Here is a 14,466-nt window from a genome sequence, read left to right on the forward strand (position 1 = left end):
AAAAGGAAGGCAGCCTTAGAACAGGCTGCCGATAAGTCCATTTTTTAGACTAGATTTTATTCGTCAAAGAAACCAGCACGTGGTTGACGTAGACCACGAATACCCAAACCACATTCTGCATTGATCAGAACACCAGTTAAAGGTCGGTTATTTTGACGAGATGCCAAGAGCACATAAGAACCTGTCATTTCTTCAGGCTCAGGTAAGAAGTTCAACGGCATACCACGCGCGATTTTCTCAGGATCACGCGCATCTAAAAGACCTAGATTTTCTTGGCCTAATGATGCAGCACCTTTAATGTTTACATTCATACCTGACGGCGCAACAGCATTCACACGAACTTTGGGTGCAAGCTCGTACGCCAATTCCTTCATGATGCCTACGCCAGCATGCTTAGATGCTGTGTAAACTGGACCACCACCCGCAGAATATAATGCTGAGTTAGATAGTGTGAAGATTATCGAACCTTCAGATTTTACTAACTCATCAAGTGCAGCCTTAGCACCTAGAATTAATGCTTTCGTATTAATTCCCATGATTTCGTCAAACGCTTTATCAAGTTGCTCACCTGAAGTATTGACGATATCTGCGTAGTGATCCCAGATTCCTGCATTACCAATAAAGCAATCAAGCTTACCAAAACGCTCAACAGTTGCTTTTACAGCACGGACATTGTCTTCATAGTTGGCAACATCACCAGCGATTGCAACAATTTGATCACCAAAGCGTTCTTTTAAAGCATCGACTTTAGATTGTGAACGTTGTAACACACCAACGTGCGCACCTTCTTCAAGGAAGCGTTCAACTAAAGCCCAACCTAAACCAGAACCACCACCTGTGATCAGTGCAACTTCGCCTTTAAGCCAACCCATGATTACTCTCCTGCCATCTCAACGTATAACGCACCATCTTCAACAATCACTGGGAAAGTTTGAATTGGATCTGTCGCTGGTAAACATAATGCTTGACCGGTTTTTAAACAGAAGCGAGCTGAATGCAATGGACATTCGACAGTGCCATCATCTTCAAGATAACCTTCTGACATTGAAGCATTACCATGAGAACAACGGTCATTCATTGCGAAGAACTCACCACCATTGTTAAACACTGCAAGCGCATCGATACCGTTAACGCCGCAATCTACTTTCAACGCTTCGCCTTCGTCTAATTCGTCAACTTGGCAAACAAAAATCTTATTCATTAGAAGAACACACTCAGGTTGTGAGAGTTATAGGTAACTTGATCAAGCGTGATCTTACGGTTGAAAATTTGGAAGCCTAAGCCACCTTCAACTTTACGGATCTTGTCATGACGTTTACCACAGTAAATCGTGACATCTTTCTCTTTTTGTGTACGGTACAAAAGATATGTAACGTATACATCGTATTCGCCTTCCACTTCAGTAGCTTCTACGATCACGTTACTCACCATATGAGTTGTACGTGATGGAGGCTCTTCAGCCCAAGCCATACCTGTTTCAAGACGAGCAACACGACGCTCTAAAAGATCTTTCGTATCATTGAACACCCAAGTTGTAGGTGGTTCAATTGAACGACGACGGTCACGTGTTTGAGCATTTGGTGTTGTACGTAGCGTGTAAGAAATATCTTCAGCTAACGTATCTAACCAGTCGCGGAATTTCCAATCGTCAAGCAATTTCGCTTCACGATAGAGGAATTGGCTAATTTGATGGTGAAGTTCTAAACTCACTTGACTCATTTCATAAGCTCCTTCTCATATTCGTCAGCTGCTTTCTCAACATCTTCCCATTTTTCATGGATTAGCAAGTCTGCCCAACGACGGTACATGCCGCGTGCCGCAGTTTCTGAGAAAATGTAGTTGGTGATACCAGGGATACCATCTTCACGAATTTTCTCGTTGCCAAGACCCATTTCCATAATGAGTTTGTTTTGACGCGCTTTGTAACCACGTAAGACTTTTTGAATTTCGATCCAGTTTTCAGAGTCATCTTGCTCTAAGAAACCAGCTGGACCAAATGCACGTGTCGCAGAACGTTCAAACGCTTCTTTCACTTCTTGTGACGCTTCAGCATCCGCAATACAGAACGCCCATACTTCAGTTTTGTTTGGACCACGTGGATGCCATACGCGAAGTGTTGCTGTACCGTTTAACCAAGACAATGTTGGGAACATAGTGTTATGACCCGCAAGACGTAACGCACGGATTTCACCAAGACGCTCTTTAACTTCTTCGTAAGTTTCGCGGAAATAGTTTGCTACTTCACCATCAACCCATACGTTTGCATCTGGTTTCTCTGTAAAGAAGAAGCCTGAACCGTGACCACGTGAACCATATTGGATTGCGTCTTTCGCAGTTTCCCATACCGGACGTGCAGTTTGCGCAGCACCTAGTTTCTTCGAAGATTCGTCATCTGGTTTAGCACCTAATACTTGAATCGCAGATGCGTGAGAGAACAATGCATGATATTGGTCAGATGCAAACTGTTCAGCCGCAAATTTCCAGTTACATTCGATTTCCCACTTATGAACACCACCGATGATCTCAGTACCACCTGGACGACGATCTAATACGCCATCTAAGTACCAAGCGATATCACCCATGTATTCTTCAAGGTCTGGAGTTGTTTCATCCCAACAACCGAAGATTAAGCCTTTATAAGACTTCACACGGTTTACTTCGATCAAACTCCACTTCTCTTTACATGCGCCTTGAGGGAATGCACGATCTTCAAGAGGAATATCTTTAAGAGAGCCGTCTACGCCATAAGACCAACCGTGGTATGGACATGTAAATGCACGAGTGTTACCGCAGTCAGCAAAGCTCACGCGCATTGAACGGTGACGACATTGGTTTAACAATGCTTTGATTGAACCGTCTTTTTGACGTACCACGATGATCGGATCTTCACCCATATAGGTATTGAAGAAATCACCAGCCTTTGGAATTTGGCTTTCATGGCAAAGGAATAACCATGTACGACCGAACACACGTTCAAGTTCTAGTTCATAGATATCTGGATCTGTATAAATAGATGGCGTGATACGTCCATTTTGTGCATCGACTAAAGCATCGATTTCGCGCACATCAATTTTCCCACTCATGAAAAGCTCTCCTGTGACTAAATTAGACACAAACTAATAGACTCAACTTTGCAGAGATAATGAGTTTTGAACGAGTTTTGGGGAAATATTTTTTTTGTTTGAATCAAGATGTTTTATCGATAAATTAATCAATCGCTGAATACGTGAATTTTACCATATTTTAATAATAACGTTGATATTTCAATATGCTCAGCCCCACTTCACCGAATATCCATTTGTGAACTATACTCGCACTTGATCATATTTAGACATTATATGAATCAATCTTTGGATGATTTTTTATGGAACTACGACACCTACGATATTTCATTGCTGTGGCAGAAGAACTCAACTTCACCAAAGCAGCCTTGCGCCTTTATACTGCTCAGCCATCATTGAGCCAGCAGATTAAAGATCTTGAAGATGAAATTGGCGTCCCTTTGCTTTATCGTACAAAACGTAAGGTAGAACTCACTGAGGAGGGTCAAGTCTTCCTTGAACAAGCTCGCCTCACGATAGCCCAAGCAGACAAAGCAGTCGCAATGACTCGTCAGATTGCCAAATCTAAACAGCAATTGTTACGTATTGGCTTTGTTCCTGTCGTTGAAATGAAAATTTTTCCTTACGTTCTCCCTAATCTTCGTGTTCAAAACCGGGATTTAAAGATTGAATTGTTAAGCTTAAACAATTCCGATCAGTCAAAAATGTTAAAAAAAGGCGAAATTGATATCACTTTTACTCGTCAAAATCTATTTAGTGATGAAATCGAAAGTCAATTTGTTTTACGAGAACCTTTGATTTTCTTACTCCCCAAAGATCATCCACTCGCTAAATACGATCGCATTCCAGTAAAAGAGCTCGATGGAATCGATTTCATTATTCCTTCTGAACAGCAATCTCAAACCCTAAATAAGATCATTCTAGATTTTGCAAAATACCATCAAATCAATTTAAATATTGTTCAAACTGCAGACAATATCCTCTTTAACATTAATTCTATTGGCATGAACCTGGGCTGTACTTTTCTACCTGGATATATCGCACCACTGACGATGAACAACACCGTGATTCGCCCGCTAGACGTGGAATTACCTTCAATCGATTTATTTGCAAGCTATAGAAAAAGTACTAACTCAGAAGGCGTCAAAAAATTTATGGACTTACTGAGCTCTGTTTTTTACCTTGATATTAATCGTAATTAATTAATTTTTTTTCAAATTAATGATCACCGTTAAACATAGCGGTGATTTTTATTTTTTATTTCAACCAACAGTCTTAGACTTTAGTCTAATAAAGTTTTACGAATATCATCATAAATTCTATGAATTCAGGCTTTAGATTAGACTATTTTTTAAACAACCCATTAACTAACTAGACTTGATCTACCACTTAAGTCTAATGCATTAAAACAGATCAATGCTCAATATTGATTATCAATATGCAGATTTAAATGTATTAAACACATGTTCTGTATTTTACAGTTTTAAAAAAGAGGATGATTAAATCATCCTCTTTTTTAGTTTTTTAGGATCTTAAATTATTTAACACCATGAACTGCTAGATAATTTTTGATCACCGTATTAAATTCTTCTGCTTTTTCAACTTGCGACCAGTGACCGCACTGACTGAAAATATGTGCATCAGCATTAGGAACGATATTTAAAATGTCCCAAGTACGAGACACAGGAATCACCACATCTTGAGTACCATGAATCAATAATACAGGAACTGTAATATCTTTCATTTTTTCAAAGTCTAATGGGAACTCGAAACGATCACGGTCACGCGCACCCACAACATCCATTAAACGATCAGATGCGTAGTCATTCGCTGCAGAATCAAAACGTACTTTTACCAGCTCATCTGTAATTAAGTCTTTATTTACAACGAACATTGAAAGTGTCTTACGAATACCTTCTTCTGTTAAAACTGGGTTTGCATGCGCTTTTAGGGCTGCAGTTTGTTTTGCACCACCTGTACCCATTGAAACAATACCGAGTACACGCTCTGGATAATCAAGTGCCAATTGGAATGCTAACCAACCACCTAGCGAATTACCTACTAACCATGTTTTTTCAATACCAAGTGCATCAAGAGTACGAATTGCATGATCAACCCATGCACGGATACCGTATTGAGTTCCTGGTGCAACGACAGTTTGACCATAACCAATGGTATCAATTGCGATACAACGCGCTTGCTCACCAATTGCAGGTAAATTCAACCACCAGTTAGCAGCTGCTGATACACCAGTACCAGAACCATGAAGGAATAAAATAGGCGTGCCTTCACCAATTTCATGATAATGGGTTAACTCACCTTCAGCAGTTTCGATCCATTTATCTTCTAAACCAAAGAATGAATCCGTTTTATATTCTGGAATTTGAACAGTGCTCATCATAGTCCTCTAACTGTCTATAACTGATCATATATTTGTGAAACAATCATCAGTTGATGTTTACAAATGATAGTTTTACAGGCTTATATTAACTGCTCTGTACCTTTCAACTGATACAAATTTACGATTGCATCCATCTTTTTACCAATTAAATAAATTACTGTTTTTTCTTATTTTTTTAAAATCAATATTCACCCTCTGAATATGACTTGATAAGATCTCGATATGATCCTTGCTCATCATATCGAGATCAATTTCATTTTAGAATTTATAACTATAACTTAACGCCACACGATGCTCTTCTAAATCACTCAAGGTACCTGGAACATTGATGTTGTTATAATTAGTATCAATGAACATATAGTTGAAACCAAGACCTTTATACTTACCTTCTGGCACAACATAGTTCACGATGATGTTATTTTCATTCTCGCGACCTCGACCTGGTGTTGCCGTATCAATATTCCAACCTTGGAAATGACGTACAGTTGCAGATAATCCTGGTACACCCATTTCTTTAAAATTATAGGTATAACCTACGCTCCAAGATTTCTCATCCTTACGGATAAAACTCGCGACCGACCAGTTATCTAAATAAGGTTGTGGCACCCAACCACCCAATGTTGGGAATAGTGTCGCTTTATCTCCATGCTCGCCAAACATCTCTTGATAACCCAATTGAACAGTATGCATACCATGGTTGACTTTCGCCCCCATAGAAATTGCTTGGCTATCAATTTCACCAAAAAGTTTATCGCCAGTTTCACTGTTATCGAAGTAACGAATATGTGCATCTAAATTCGTTTTTTCATCAAGTTTAGTTTTATAGCTTGCAGCAACATAATGTTGCTTGAAGATGTCAGTTAAATCAGCGAACCAATAACTACCACCAATCTTTGATGTAAACTGGTGATCAACACCAACAATATACATTCCATCATCAGTTGTGAGACCTTGAGCTTCTGCCTTCGCAAAATCATTGTTTGGGAATAAGGTCAAATCTTGATACTGATTATCGTAACGCGCATTAATACCATCAATATAAGCTAAGGTTAATTTAGTATCCTGAATATCTTTCGACTCTAACCATGCACCACTATAAGTAGTTAATAATTGGCGTGATGGATCGAAGAAAATAACTGGTGACATCGGCAATAAATCACCTACTTTAAGTTCAGTTTCAGAAACTTTAACTTTTAAAGTCGCACCGAATTTAGCATTATCGCGTTCTGTACGACCTTGACTGTTATCATATGGCATATGAATGTCATTTACAGAATCACGCGATTTCAATCCAATTGCATATTGAGCCAAGAGATCTGCACCAACTTGAATGCCTGCACCAATATCGTGATAACCCGATTTAGCATCTAAAGTGATTGCTTGCGTCCAGTTACCATAATCTAGATTTGGTGCTGTATCGTAATTACGTTCTAAATAGAAATTTTTAAATTTAAGCTGAACATTTGAATCAGCCACAAAATTCGCGTGAGCAGCAGTTGTCCCTAGAGTTGTTGCAGCAATCATTGCTAGCCATAATTTTTGATGACGCATGGCTTCATCCTATACTCAAATCAGCGTTGATGAGCATATTGCTAAATTGTGCACTCTGAAGAAATCAGACTAGAGTCTAAAAAAAATTTAGACTTTTCCGATGAAAAACAATACTTTAAAAACTCTCATTGTTATAAACAATTAATAATAGCTCAGTAACTAAGCAAATTAACTTTTACGATGGATAATTTATTATATTTTAATATCTTACAAATTAACCCAGAAACATTTTGCCATTTTATTTAATCGTTTTTAAGTTTAACAATTACGATACGCTCTACACCAAATCACCCAATATAAGCACCCAAACATCTCACGCAATTGTTTTTTTATATGTATCTTTTCTAAATTCATAAAAAAAGCACTCCTAAGAGTGCTTTTTCAAATCACTTTTAAATTATGCGTTAAGTTCTTTTGCTTTAGCCATAGTCAAAGCTAGATCTTCAATCATGTCTTCCTGACCACCAACAGTACCACGGCGACCAAGCTCCATTAAGATTTCACGCGCAGATACGCCATATTTCGCTTCAGCACGTTTAGCAAACAATAGGAATGAAGAGTAAACACCCGCATAACCCAAAGTTGCCGCATCACGGTCTGCACGAATTGGGTTGTGCATCATTGGAATCACGAGATCTTCAGCAACGTCTTGTACTTTGAACAAGTCAACGCCAGTGTCCATACCCATACGGTTAGCAACAGCAATAAACAATTCAAGTGGCGTGTTACCTGCACCAGCACCAAGACCTGCAGACGCCAAGTCTACACGTACTGCACCTGCTTCAACCGCAGCAACAGTATTTGATACACCCATACCTAAGTTGTGGTGACCGTGGAAACCTAACTCAATGCTTGGGTCCAAGTGTTGACGTAAGTGACCAACGCGATCGATTACATCTTGAGGAAGCATATAACCTGCTGAGTCTGTAACATAAATACAGTTTGCACCGTAAGACACCATCTTCTTCGCTTCTTCTAAAAGACGCTCAGGAGTTGCCATGTGAGCCAACATTAAGAAGCCCACTGTGTCCATTTCTAATTTACGCGCAGCGGTGATGTGCTGTTCAGAACAGTCAGCTTCAGTACAGTGAGTTGCAACACGAATCGTTGATACACCGATTTCATGCGCCATTTTTAGATGGTCAACTGTACCGATACCAGGAAGAAGTAATGCAGAAACTTTTGCATTCTTCATACGAGGTACAACAGCAGATAAGTATTCTTCGTCAGTCGCAGCAGCAAAACCGTAGTTTACTGATGAACCACCAAGACCGTCACCGTGTGTTACTTCAATTAAAGGTACGCCTGCATCATCAAGTGCTGTTGAAATTGCAATCATTTGCTCAACAGTCGTTTGATGGCGCTGTGGATGCATACCATCACGTAAAGTCATATCATGAACAATAATCTTAGACATGCGGTTGCTCCTTAAGCTTCTTCTTTGTTGAATACGTGTTCAGCAAACATTTCTGCTGTACGAGCAGCTGCAGCTGTCATAATGTCGAGGTTACCTGCATATTTCGGCAAGAAATCACCCAAACCTTCTACTTCCAAGAAGATAGAAACACGGTTACCATCAAAAATTGGACCATTTACAAGTTTGTAACCTGGTACATATTTTTGCACTTCTTTAATCATCGCGTGAACTGATTCAGTGATCGCAGCTTGATCTGGCTCACCTTCAACAAGACAGTGTACTGTGTCACGCATCATAAGTGGTGGCTCAGCAGGGTTAATTATGATGATCGCTTTACCTTTTTTCGCACCACCAACTTTCTCAATAGCACCCGCAGTTGTACGTGTGAATTCGTCGATGTTTTTACGTGTACCAGGACCTACAGATTTTGTAGACACAGTCGCGATGATCTCACCATATTCAACAGGTTGAACACGTGAAACTGCTGCAACCATAGGAATTGTTGCCTGACCACCACACGTTACCATATTCACGTTAGGCACTTCACCTTCTGCAAGTAAAGCTTCTAAGTTCACAGGTGGAACACAGAAAGGACCAATTGCAGCAGGTGTTAAGTCAATCATGAGCACGCCAAGCTCATTTAACTTCCGGCTGTTCTCCGCATGTACATATGCAGACGTTGCATCAAAAGCAATTTTGATATCATCTTTAATGACGTGAGGAAGAAGACCATCAACCCCTTCTGCAGTGGTTTTTAAACCCATTTTCGCAGCACGAGCAAGACCTTCAGAAGTAGGATCGATACCCACCATCCAAACTGGCTCTAACCATTCGCTACGTTGAAGTTTGTAAAGCAAATCAGTACCAATATTACCTGGTCCGATCATTGCACATTTAATCTTTTTCATTAACGTACTCTCTCAAAATTCCGACTTATTCAGCAGCGAAAGCAGCAGTCACTGAACCAAAGCCTTCAATCTCAACTTTGAATTCATCACCTGGGTTTGCTACAACCATAGGGCCTAATGCACCTGTTAAAATAATGTCACCAGCTAACAATGGACGACCACGACGTACCATTTCATCAGCAAGCCAGACAGCTGCATTTAAAGGGTTTGCTAAGCAAGCCTTACCAACACCTTGAGACACGACTTCTTCACCACGTGTCATGATCATTTTACAATTCACTAGATCAAGGTTATCGAGTTTTACAGGACGTGACCCCAATACAAATGCAGCTGAAGATGCATTATCTGCGACAGTGTCAATCAAACTGATCTTCCAGTTTTCAATTCGACTATCCACCACCTCTACAGCAGGAAGTGCATAATCAGTCGCGCTGATAATGTCAGCATAAGTGTGTTTTTCTTTCGTTAAATCTTGATTGATCACCAAAGCGATTTCCGCTTCTACTTTAGGTTGGATCAATAGACCTGCAGGAATCGCCTCTCCATCACCATAAGCCATGTCTGCAAACAGCATACCGAAGTCAGGTTGATCTACACCGAGTTGTGCTTGAACCACTTTTGATGTCAAACCGATTTTACGTCCAACTAAACGACGACCTTCTGATAAGGCACGCGCTGTATTCACTTCTTGTACAGCGTAAGCGATATCTACATCAGCAGCTTCACCACCCAACGTTGGGCGAATTGGTGCGATTGCACTTTGTGATAATTCAGCAGTTCGTAACGCTTGTGCTACTGATTCAACTACAGCAGAATTAGACATCAAGACTTCCTTCAACTTCATTCGATGATCTATTTGACCTTAGGAAAATTGCTTGAAAACAACCTTCTGAGGGACAAATTCTTTTAGAGAGATACCTGCATCTCTGATGAGAGCTAGAATGGAAAAATCTTGACCTATATGCCAATACTTATTTTCTTTATGACAATAGTTTCAGACTATAAATAATTTATCAAATGAAGACTCTATCTTATTGTTTTACATGTTTTTTAAAATTTTATTATTTAAATATACAGAATGTTTAATCTATTTCTAATACTACTTATTAGACCATTGATAATAGAATTATCTATGGATTACAAATTATTAACTACTAATCCAAAGACAAGTTATATTCTTTTATTGTTCAACTACAATTCAATTAAAATTCATTTTAAAAACTTTGTTAAGGCGACTTAAGTCGTAAAATCGGTGTTGAATATTACAATTGCTACTATCTCATCACCAAATAATCACATTTTCTCTCCATCAAAAAAGATTAGAATATTCTGTAGAATATTCATCAGGTGAAGATACAGAGATAACAATGAAATTATTAAAACTGCCACTATTGATCTTAGCTACTGGCATTAGCTTTTCGGTACTTGCTGACTCAGAACCTAAAACTAATATTATTAATCTTCAAGCAGATGCCTCTAAACAAGTCTCTAATGATGAAATGCACGCCATTTTATTTATTGAAAAAAGTAATAAGCAGCCTGCACAACTTTCAACACAAATGACCCAATTGATGAATCAGGCCATCAGCATCAGTAAAAAATACCCCCAAGTAAAGGTCGAAACGGGTTCTCAGACCACTTACCCTGTCTATGACAACAACAATTCAACAAAACTGAAGGAATGGCGCGGCCGCGCTGAAGTGAATATTGAAAGCAAAGATTTTAAAGCAGCGAGCCAGTTAATTAGCGAGTTACAACAAGATTTTCAAACACAATCGATTAATTTCACTGTTTCCACTGAAAAACGAAAGCAGGTTGAAAATGAGTTATTGACAGAAGCCACGCAAAATTTCCAACAGCGCGCTCAGGTTCTCACTAAAGCTTGGAATCGTTCTAGCTATAACTTGGTTAACTTGAATATGAACACCAATAATTATTCACCAAGACCATTAGCCATGGCACGTGCCGCAATGGTTGTAGAGAGTGCACCCGCTGCAGACTCACAAAATATGGCTGCTGGAGAATCAACAATCACAGTCAATGCAAATGGATCAATTCAATTAAAATAATTCGCTATTAAAGTTCAAAAAGCCACTCAATAAGTGGCTTTTTTTGTTTCTTACTTTTTAAATGGGAAGGCATATTTCACAATACGTCCCAAAACCTGACCATATTGTTTAAATAAACTCGCATTATTGTAATTCAAGCCGTATTTTTCACACACCGCTTTCACTTTAGGCCCCATTTGACGGTAACGTCGAGCAGGAATATCTGGATAAAGATGATGCTCAATCTGATGACTCAAATGCCCCGTCAAAATATGGAATCCTTCAGAACCTGTCAGGTTAGAAGACCCACGAATTTGACGCATATACCAATGGCCACGGCTTTCATTTTCTAAAACTGACTTCGGAAAAACTTCCACATCTTTGGTGAAGTGACCGCAGAAAATGATACTGAATGTCCAAATATTACGAATACCATTAGCGACTAAATTACCTGTGAAAACGGGTAATGCTGCAGGACCTGCAATGAGTGGGAAGAAAACATAATCTTTAAATAACTGTTTCCCCATTTTCTTTTTCATCGGGTTCAAACGTTGTTGAAATTCTTCTTTGGTCATGCGCCCTTTTAAGCGCTTACCAATTTCTAAGTTCTGAATCGCTACACCCCACTGGAATAACAAACAGAATGGAATACTGTAAAGTGGTTGTAATAAATATCCTTTTTTCCAGCGTTGCTCTGGGAACAAACGAAGAATTCCATAACCAATATCATCATCCATACCTTTAATATTGGTATAGGTATGGTGTTTGTAGTTGTGGGTTTGGCGCCAATCATCAGATGTGCCGACGATATCCCATTCGTAAGTTGTCCCTTTAAATTTAGGGTCGTTCATCCAATCATATTGACCATGCATCACATTATGGCCCAACTCCATGTTTTCCATGATTTTGGCAAAACCAAGCAAGCCTGTGCCTAAAAGCCATGCTGGAGGAAACCAGCCAGCAAATAAGCATGCACGTCCAAGGATTGAACTGTAGCGAATCGCTGCATACACTCGCTTAATATACTTTTCGTCTTTTTCACCTAAATCATCAAGAACTTCCTGCTTAATTGCATCAAGTTCACGTGCGAGTTCATCAAGTTGTGCATCAGTGAGTTCACGATTTTTTGGGTTTTTGAAATATTGTGCTTGAACTGGCATATTCATGATTATTCTCGCTTATAGGTCGATAGTGAGATCAGACTGAGCTGAATTGATACAGATTTTGAGCAGATTTCCAGGCTCAGTATTTTCTGCACCATTGACGAGGTTTTTAGTTGCACCTTGCGCTTTATGGCATGCACATTTATTACATACCCCCATGCGGCAACCGTGCTGTGGGCGAATATTTTGTTGCTCTAAACTTGCAAGTATTGATTGTCCCTTTGGAATCGTGACGACCTTATTTGATTTCGTAAGTGTGACCTGAACAAAACCAGTTTCATCACTAATGAATGGTTCAACACTGAATGCTTCACCTTTAAATTTATGAACACGAGTATCAGTTAGTTGTTCAGCAACTTGCACAAATCCTGCTGGACCGCATGCATAAACCGTATATTGATCTAAGGATTCGATAGCAATTAAATGAGAATCTTCTAAACGGGAATCAGCCACTTCATCTTGAGTGGTAAAAAATTCAACATTAAAATTTGAGTGTTGATTCGCCAAAGCAATCAACTCTGTTTGAAATGCTAAATCTTCTGTTTTTTTTGCCCAGTACATCAATTTAACTGGCTGAACTAATTTTTTTTGTTGCTGCAATAATGCCTTGATCAAGCTGTACATTGGAGTAATACCACTCCCTGCGGCCAGCGTTAATAGAGGTGTATTTACACTTCCAAGTGTCATATCTCCATAGGGTGCACCAAACTCAACAATATCGCCTACCTCAGCAATATCGTTAATCCAAGAACTGACTACACCCTGATCGACTTTCTTAGCAGTCAACAATACATGTTGAGTGTCGATTTTGGTCAAACTATAGGTACGTTCAAAACAACGACCTCGTGTCGTGACAATAACTGGATGATGTTGCCCTGCTTCACCAAACTGAAATTTTCGATTAACCGCAATTTTTAAGCTGACCGTATCATTTGCAACTTGTGTACGTTCAACAATTTTGCCTAATGATTGATTCACCGACCAAATTGGATCGATCTTTTGCAACCAAAAATTGGCAGCATTCGGATCAAATACAGCATTTACTGCGGATCTAATCAAATTTCTAGGTGGCTTAACTGCTTGCATTATGGGCTCATCACAGTGGGTTTAGAATTATTATACACATGTATATATATTTGTATAGACACTTGTATATCATCTATTGATTTCCATATCCTGACACTGAGCGATATAATGCAACTCTAACTGTAAACTTCTGATATTTATGAGCAGCTCTACGATTACTCTTTCTCCTCTACATGCCAGTGAATCCGCATCCATTTTGGAGCATCCAACTGCACGTACAGTCGGAAGAAAAGCCACAATCACGAAAGAAGAATTATTCCAAGCTGCTCTCAACCTTATCGGACCTCAAAAAAGCATCGCATCTTTAAGCTTGCGCGAAGTTGCCCGTGAAGCAGGAATTGCGCCAAACAGTTTTTATAGACATTTTAAAGATATCGACGAACTTGCCATTGAATTGATTGATCGCTCAGGTATTGTTTTACGTCAAATCTTGCATCAAGCTCGCTTAAAAGCAGTTCGCAATTCAAGTATTGTGCGTAGTTCAGTTGAAGTATTTATTGAACAGTTAGATGCTGACGAAGGTAATCTGAGCCTGTTGTTACGTGAAGGTTATACTGGTTCTGCCTCTTATAAAGAGGCGGTTGAAAAACAGCTCAATTACTTTCAGCAAGAACTCATGGATGATCTTGTTCGTCTCGAACAAAATAACTCTCATAAAATCAAGCATCCAGAATTGGCTGCAAAAGCGATTACTCAATTGGTATTCACTATGGGTGCTAAATTAATCAACATGCCACACGATGAAAGAAAAGTTGTAGCTGAACAAACGATGACGATGATCCGAATGATTTTAGAAGGCGCACGTCATCTGAAAGAATAAATACTGAGTG

At 39.3% G+C, this 14,466-nt stretch carries 14 protein-coding genes; 3 read left to right on the top strand and 11 right to left on the bottom strand.

Annotated elements, in window-relative coordinates:
• Positions 1–56 precede the first annotated feature (56 nt).
• From hcaB to hcaE, 4 genes are read right to left on the bottom strand one after another with little or no spacing between them, the layout of a single operon-like run.
• Entirely contained in the window at positions 57–872 is an 816-nt protein-coding gene (gene hcaB / locus AC1M87_RS08720; protein ID WP_035267124.1) for a 3-phenylpropionate-dihydrodiol/cinnamic acid-dihydrodiol dehydrogenase, read from the bottom strand.
• Positions 873–874: 2 nt separating this feature from the next.
• A complete protein-coding gene (hcaC, locus tag AC1M87_RS08725; protein ID WP_005181999.1) occupies positions 875–1,201 on the bottom strand; it encodes a 3-phenylpropionate/cinnamic acid dioxygenase ferredoxin subunit in 327 nt (108 codons plus the stop codon).
• Positions 1,201–1,719 (bottom strand): 3-phenylpropionate/cinnamic acid dioxygenase subunit beta, encoded by a 519-nt coding sequence (gene hcaF / locus AC1M87_RS08730; RefSeq protein ID WP_035267127.1) that lies wholly within the window; start codon positions 1,717–1,719, stop codon positions 1,201–1,203. The genes hcaC and hcaF overlap by 1 nt, the downstream gene beginning before the upstream one ends.
• Positions 1,716–3,083: a 3-phenylpropionate/cinnamic acid dioxygenase subunit alpha gene (gene hcaE / locus AC1M87_RS08735; RefSeq protein ID WP_035267128.1), complete on the bottom strand. Its 1,368-nt coding sequence runs from the start codon at positions 3,081–3,083 to the stop codon at positions 1,716–1,718. The genes hcaF and hcaE overlap by 4 nt, the downstream gene beginning before the upstream one ends.
• Positions 3,084–3,364: 281 nt before the next feature.
• Here hcaE and hcaR point away from each other — a divergent pair, with 281 nt between their 5' ends.
• Positions 3,365–4,264, top strand: coding sequence for a DNA-binding transcriptional regulator HcaR (gene hcaR / locus AC1M87_RS08740; RefSeq protein WP_481593470.1), 900 nt, complete (start codon positions 3,365–3,367; stop codon positions 4,262–4,264).
• Between the two features lie 335 nt (positions 4,265–4,599).
• Here the strand turns inward: hcaR and AC1M87_RS08745 are convergent, their stop codons facing one another.
• The 5 genes from AC1M87_RS08745 to AC1M87_RS08765 form a co-directional block, all read right to left on the bottom strand.
• Positions 4,600–5,460, bottom strand: a complete 861-nt coding sequence (locus AC1M87_RS08745; RefSeq protein WP_035267132.1) for an alpha/beta fold hydrolase — start codon at positions 5,458–5,460, stop codon at positions 4,600–4,602.
• A 261-nt stretch (positions 5,461–5,721) separates the two neighbouring features.
• A complete protein-coding gene (locus AC1M87_RS08750) occupies positions 5,722–7,014 on the bottom strand; it encodes an OprD family outer membrane porin (protein ID WP_481593471.1) in 1,293 nt (430 codons plus the stop codon).
• A 397-nt stretch (positions 7,015–7,411) separates the two neighbouring features.
• Positions 7,412–8,431: a 4-hydroxy-2-oxovalerate aldolase gene (gene dmpG / locus AC1M87_RS08755; RefSeq protein ID WP_035267135.1), complete on the bottom strand. Its 1,020-nt coding sequence runs from the start codon at positions 8,429–8,431 to the stop codon at positions 7,412–7,414.
• Positions 8,432–8,442: 11 nt separating this feature from the next.
• Complete coding sequence (locus AC1M87_RS08760; protein ID WP_481593472.1) at positions 8,443–9,339, bottom strand: acetaldehyde dehydrogenase (acetylating); 897 nt, start codon at positions 9,337–9,339, stop codon at positions 8,443–8,445.
• A 25-nt stretch (positions 9,340–9,364) separates the two neighbouring features.
• The gene (locus tag AC1M87_RS08765; RefSeq protein ID WP_035267140.1) at positions 9,365–10,162 is read right to left on the bottom strand and encodes a fumarylacetoacetate hydrolase family protein; all 798 of its coding nucleotides are present in this window, start codon (positions 10,160–10,162) and stop codon (positions 9,365–9,367) included.
• A 544-nt stretch (positions 10,163–10,706) separates the two neighbouring features.
• Between AC1M87_RS08765 and AC1M87_RS08770 the strand changes: the two genes are divergently transcribed.
• Positions 10,707–11,408 carry an SIMPL domain-containing protein gene (locus AC1M87_RS08770; protein ID WP_481593473.1) on the top strand — a complete coding sequence of 234 codons (702 nt, stop codon included), beginning with the start codon at positions 10,707–10,709 and terminating at the stop codon, positions 11,406–11,408.
• Positions 11,409–11,458: 50 nt separating this feature from the next.
• On the opposite strand, the gene AC1M87_RS08775 is transcribed toward AC1M87_RS08770, so the two are convergent.
• The gene (locus AC1M87_RS08775; protein WP_035267144.1) at positions 11,459–12,553 is read right to left on the bottom strand and encodes a fatty acid desaturase family protein; all 1,095 of its coding nucleotides are present in this window, start codon (positions 12,551–12,553) and stop codon (positions 11,459–11,461) included.
• Positions 12,554–12,565: 12 nt separating this feature from the next.
• Positions 12,566–13,636 (bottom strand): flavin reductase family protein, encoded by a 1,071-nt coding sequence (locus AC1M87_RS08780; RefSeq protein ID WP_481593474.1) that lies wholly within the window; start codon positions 13,634–13,636, stop codon positions 12,566–12,568.
• A 139-nt stretch (positions 13,637–13,775) separates the two neighbouring features.
• On the opposite strand from AC1M87_RS08780, the gene fabR reads away from it, so the two are divergent.
• Entirely contained in the window at positions 13,776–14,456 is a 681-nt protein-coding gene (fabR, locus tag AC1M87_RS08785; protein WP_092767102.1) for an HTH-type transcriptional repressor FabR, read from the top strand.
• The last annotated feature ends 10 nt before the right edge of the window (positions 14,457–14,466 follow it).

It is taken from the genome of Acinetobacter sp. 24-47-62, assembly GCF_056779765.1.

What these genes read in the sequence shown, in the direction of transcription:
- hcaB (WP_035267124.1), bottom strand. Translation starts at nt 872, where the DNA reads ATGGGTTGGCTTAAAGGCGAAGTTGCACTGATCACAGGTGGTGGTTCT.
- hcaC (WP_005181999.1), bottom strand. Translation starts at nt 1,201, where the DNA reads ATGAATAAGATTTTTGTTTGCCAAGTTGACGAATTAGACGAAGGCGAA.
- hcaF (WP_035267127.1), bottom strand. Translation starts at nt 1,719, where the DNA reads ATGAGTCAAGTGAGTTTAGAACTTCACCATCAAATTAGCCAATTCCTC.
- hcaE (WP_035267128.1), bottom strand. Translation starts at nt 3,083, where the DNA reads ATGAGTGGGAAAATTGATGTGCGCGAAATCGATGCTTTAGTCGATGCA.
- hcaR (WP_481593470.1), top strand. Translation starts at nt 3,365, where the DNA reads ATGGAACTACGACACCTACGATATTTCATTGCTGTGGCAGAAGAACTC.
- AC1M87_RS08745 (WP_035267132.1), bottom strand. Translation starts at nt 5,460, where the DNA reads ATGAGCACTGTTCAAATTCCAGAATATAAAACGGATTCATTCTTTGGT.
- AC1M87_RS08750 (WP_481593471.1), bottom strand. Translation starts at nt 7,014, where the DNA reads ATGCGTCATCAAAAATTATGGCTAGCAATGATTGCTGCAACAACTCTA.
- dmpG (WP_035267135.1), bottom strand. Translation starts at nt 8,431, where the DNA reads ATGTCTAAGATTATTGTTCATGATATGACTTTACGTGATGGTATGCAT.
- AC1M87_RS08760 (WP_481593472.1), bottom strand. Translation starts at nt 9,339, where the DNA reads ATGAAAAAGATTAAATGTGCAATGATCGGACCAGGTAATATTGGTACT.
- AC1M87_RS08765 (WP_035267140.1), bottom strand. Translation starts at nt 10,162, where the DNA reads ATGTCTAATTCTGCTGTAGTTGAATCAGTAGCACAAGCGTTACGAACT.
- AC1M87_RS08770 (WP_481593473.1), top strand. Translation starts at nt 10,707, where the DNA reads ATGAAATTATTAAAACTGCCACTATTGATCTTAGCTACTGGCATTAGC.
- AC1M87_RS08775 (WP_035267144.1), bottom strand. Translation starts at nt 12,553, where the DNA reads ATGAATATGCCAGTTCAAGCACAATATTTCAAAAACCCAAAAAATCGT.
- AC1M87_RS08780 (WP_481593474.1), bottom strand. Translation starts at nt 13,636, where the DNA reads ATGCAAGCAGTTAAGCCACCTAGAAATTTGATTAGATCCGCAGTAAAT.
- fabR (WP_092767102.1), top strand. Translation starts at nt 13,776, where the DNA reads ATGAGCAGCTCTACGATTACTCTTTCTCCTCTACATGCCAGTGAATCC.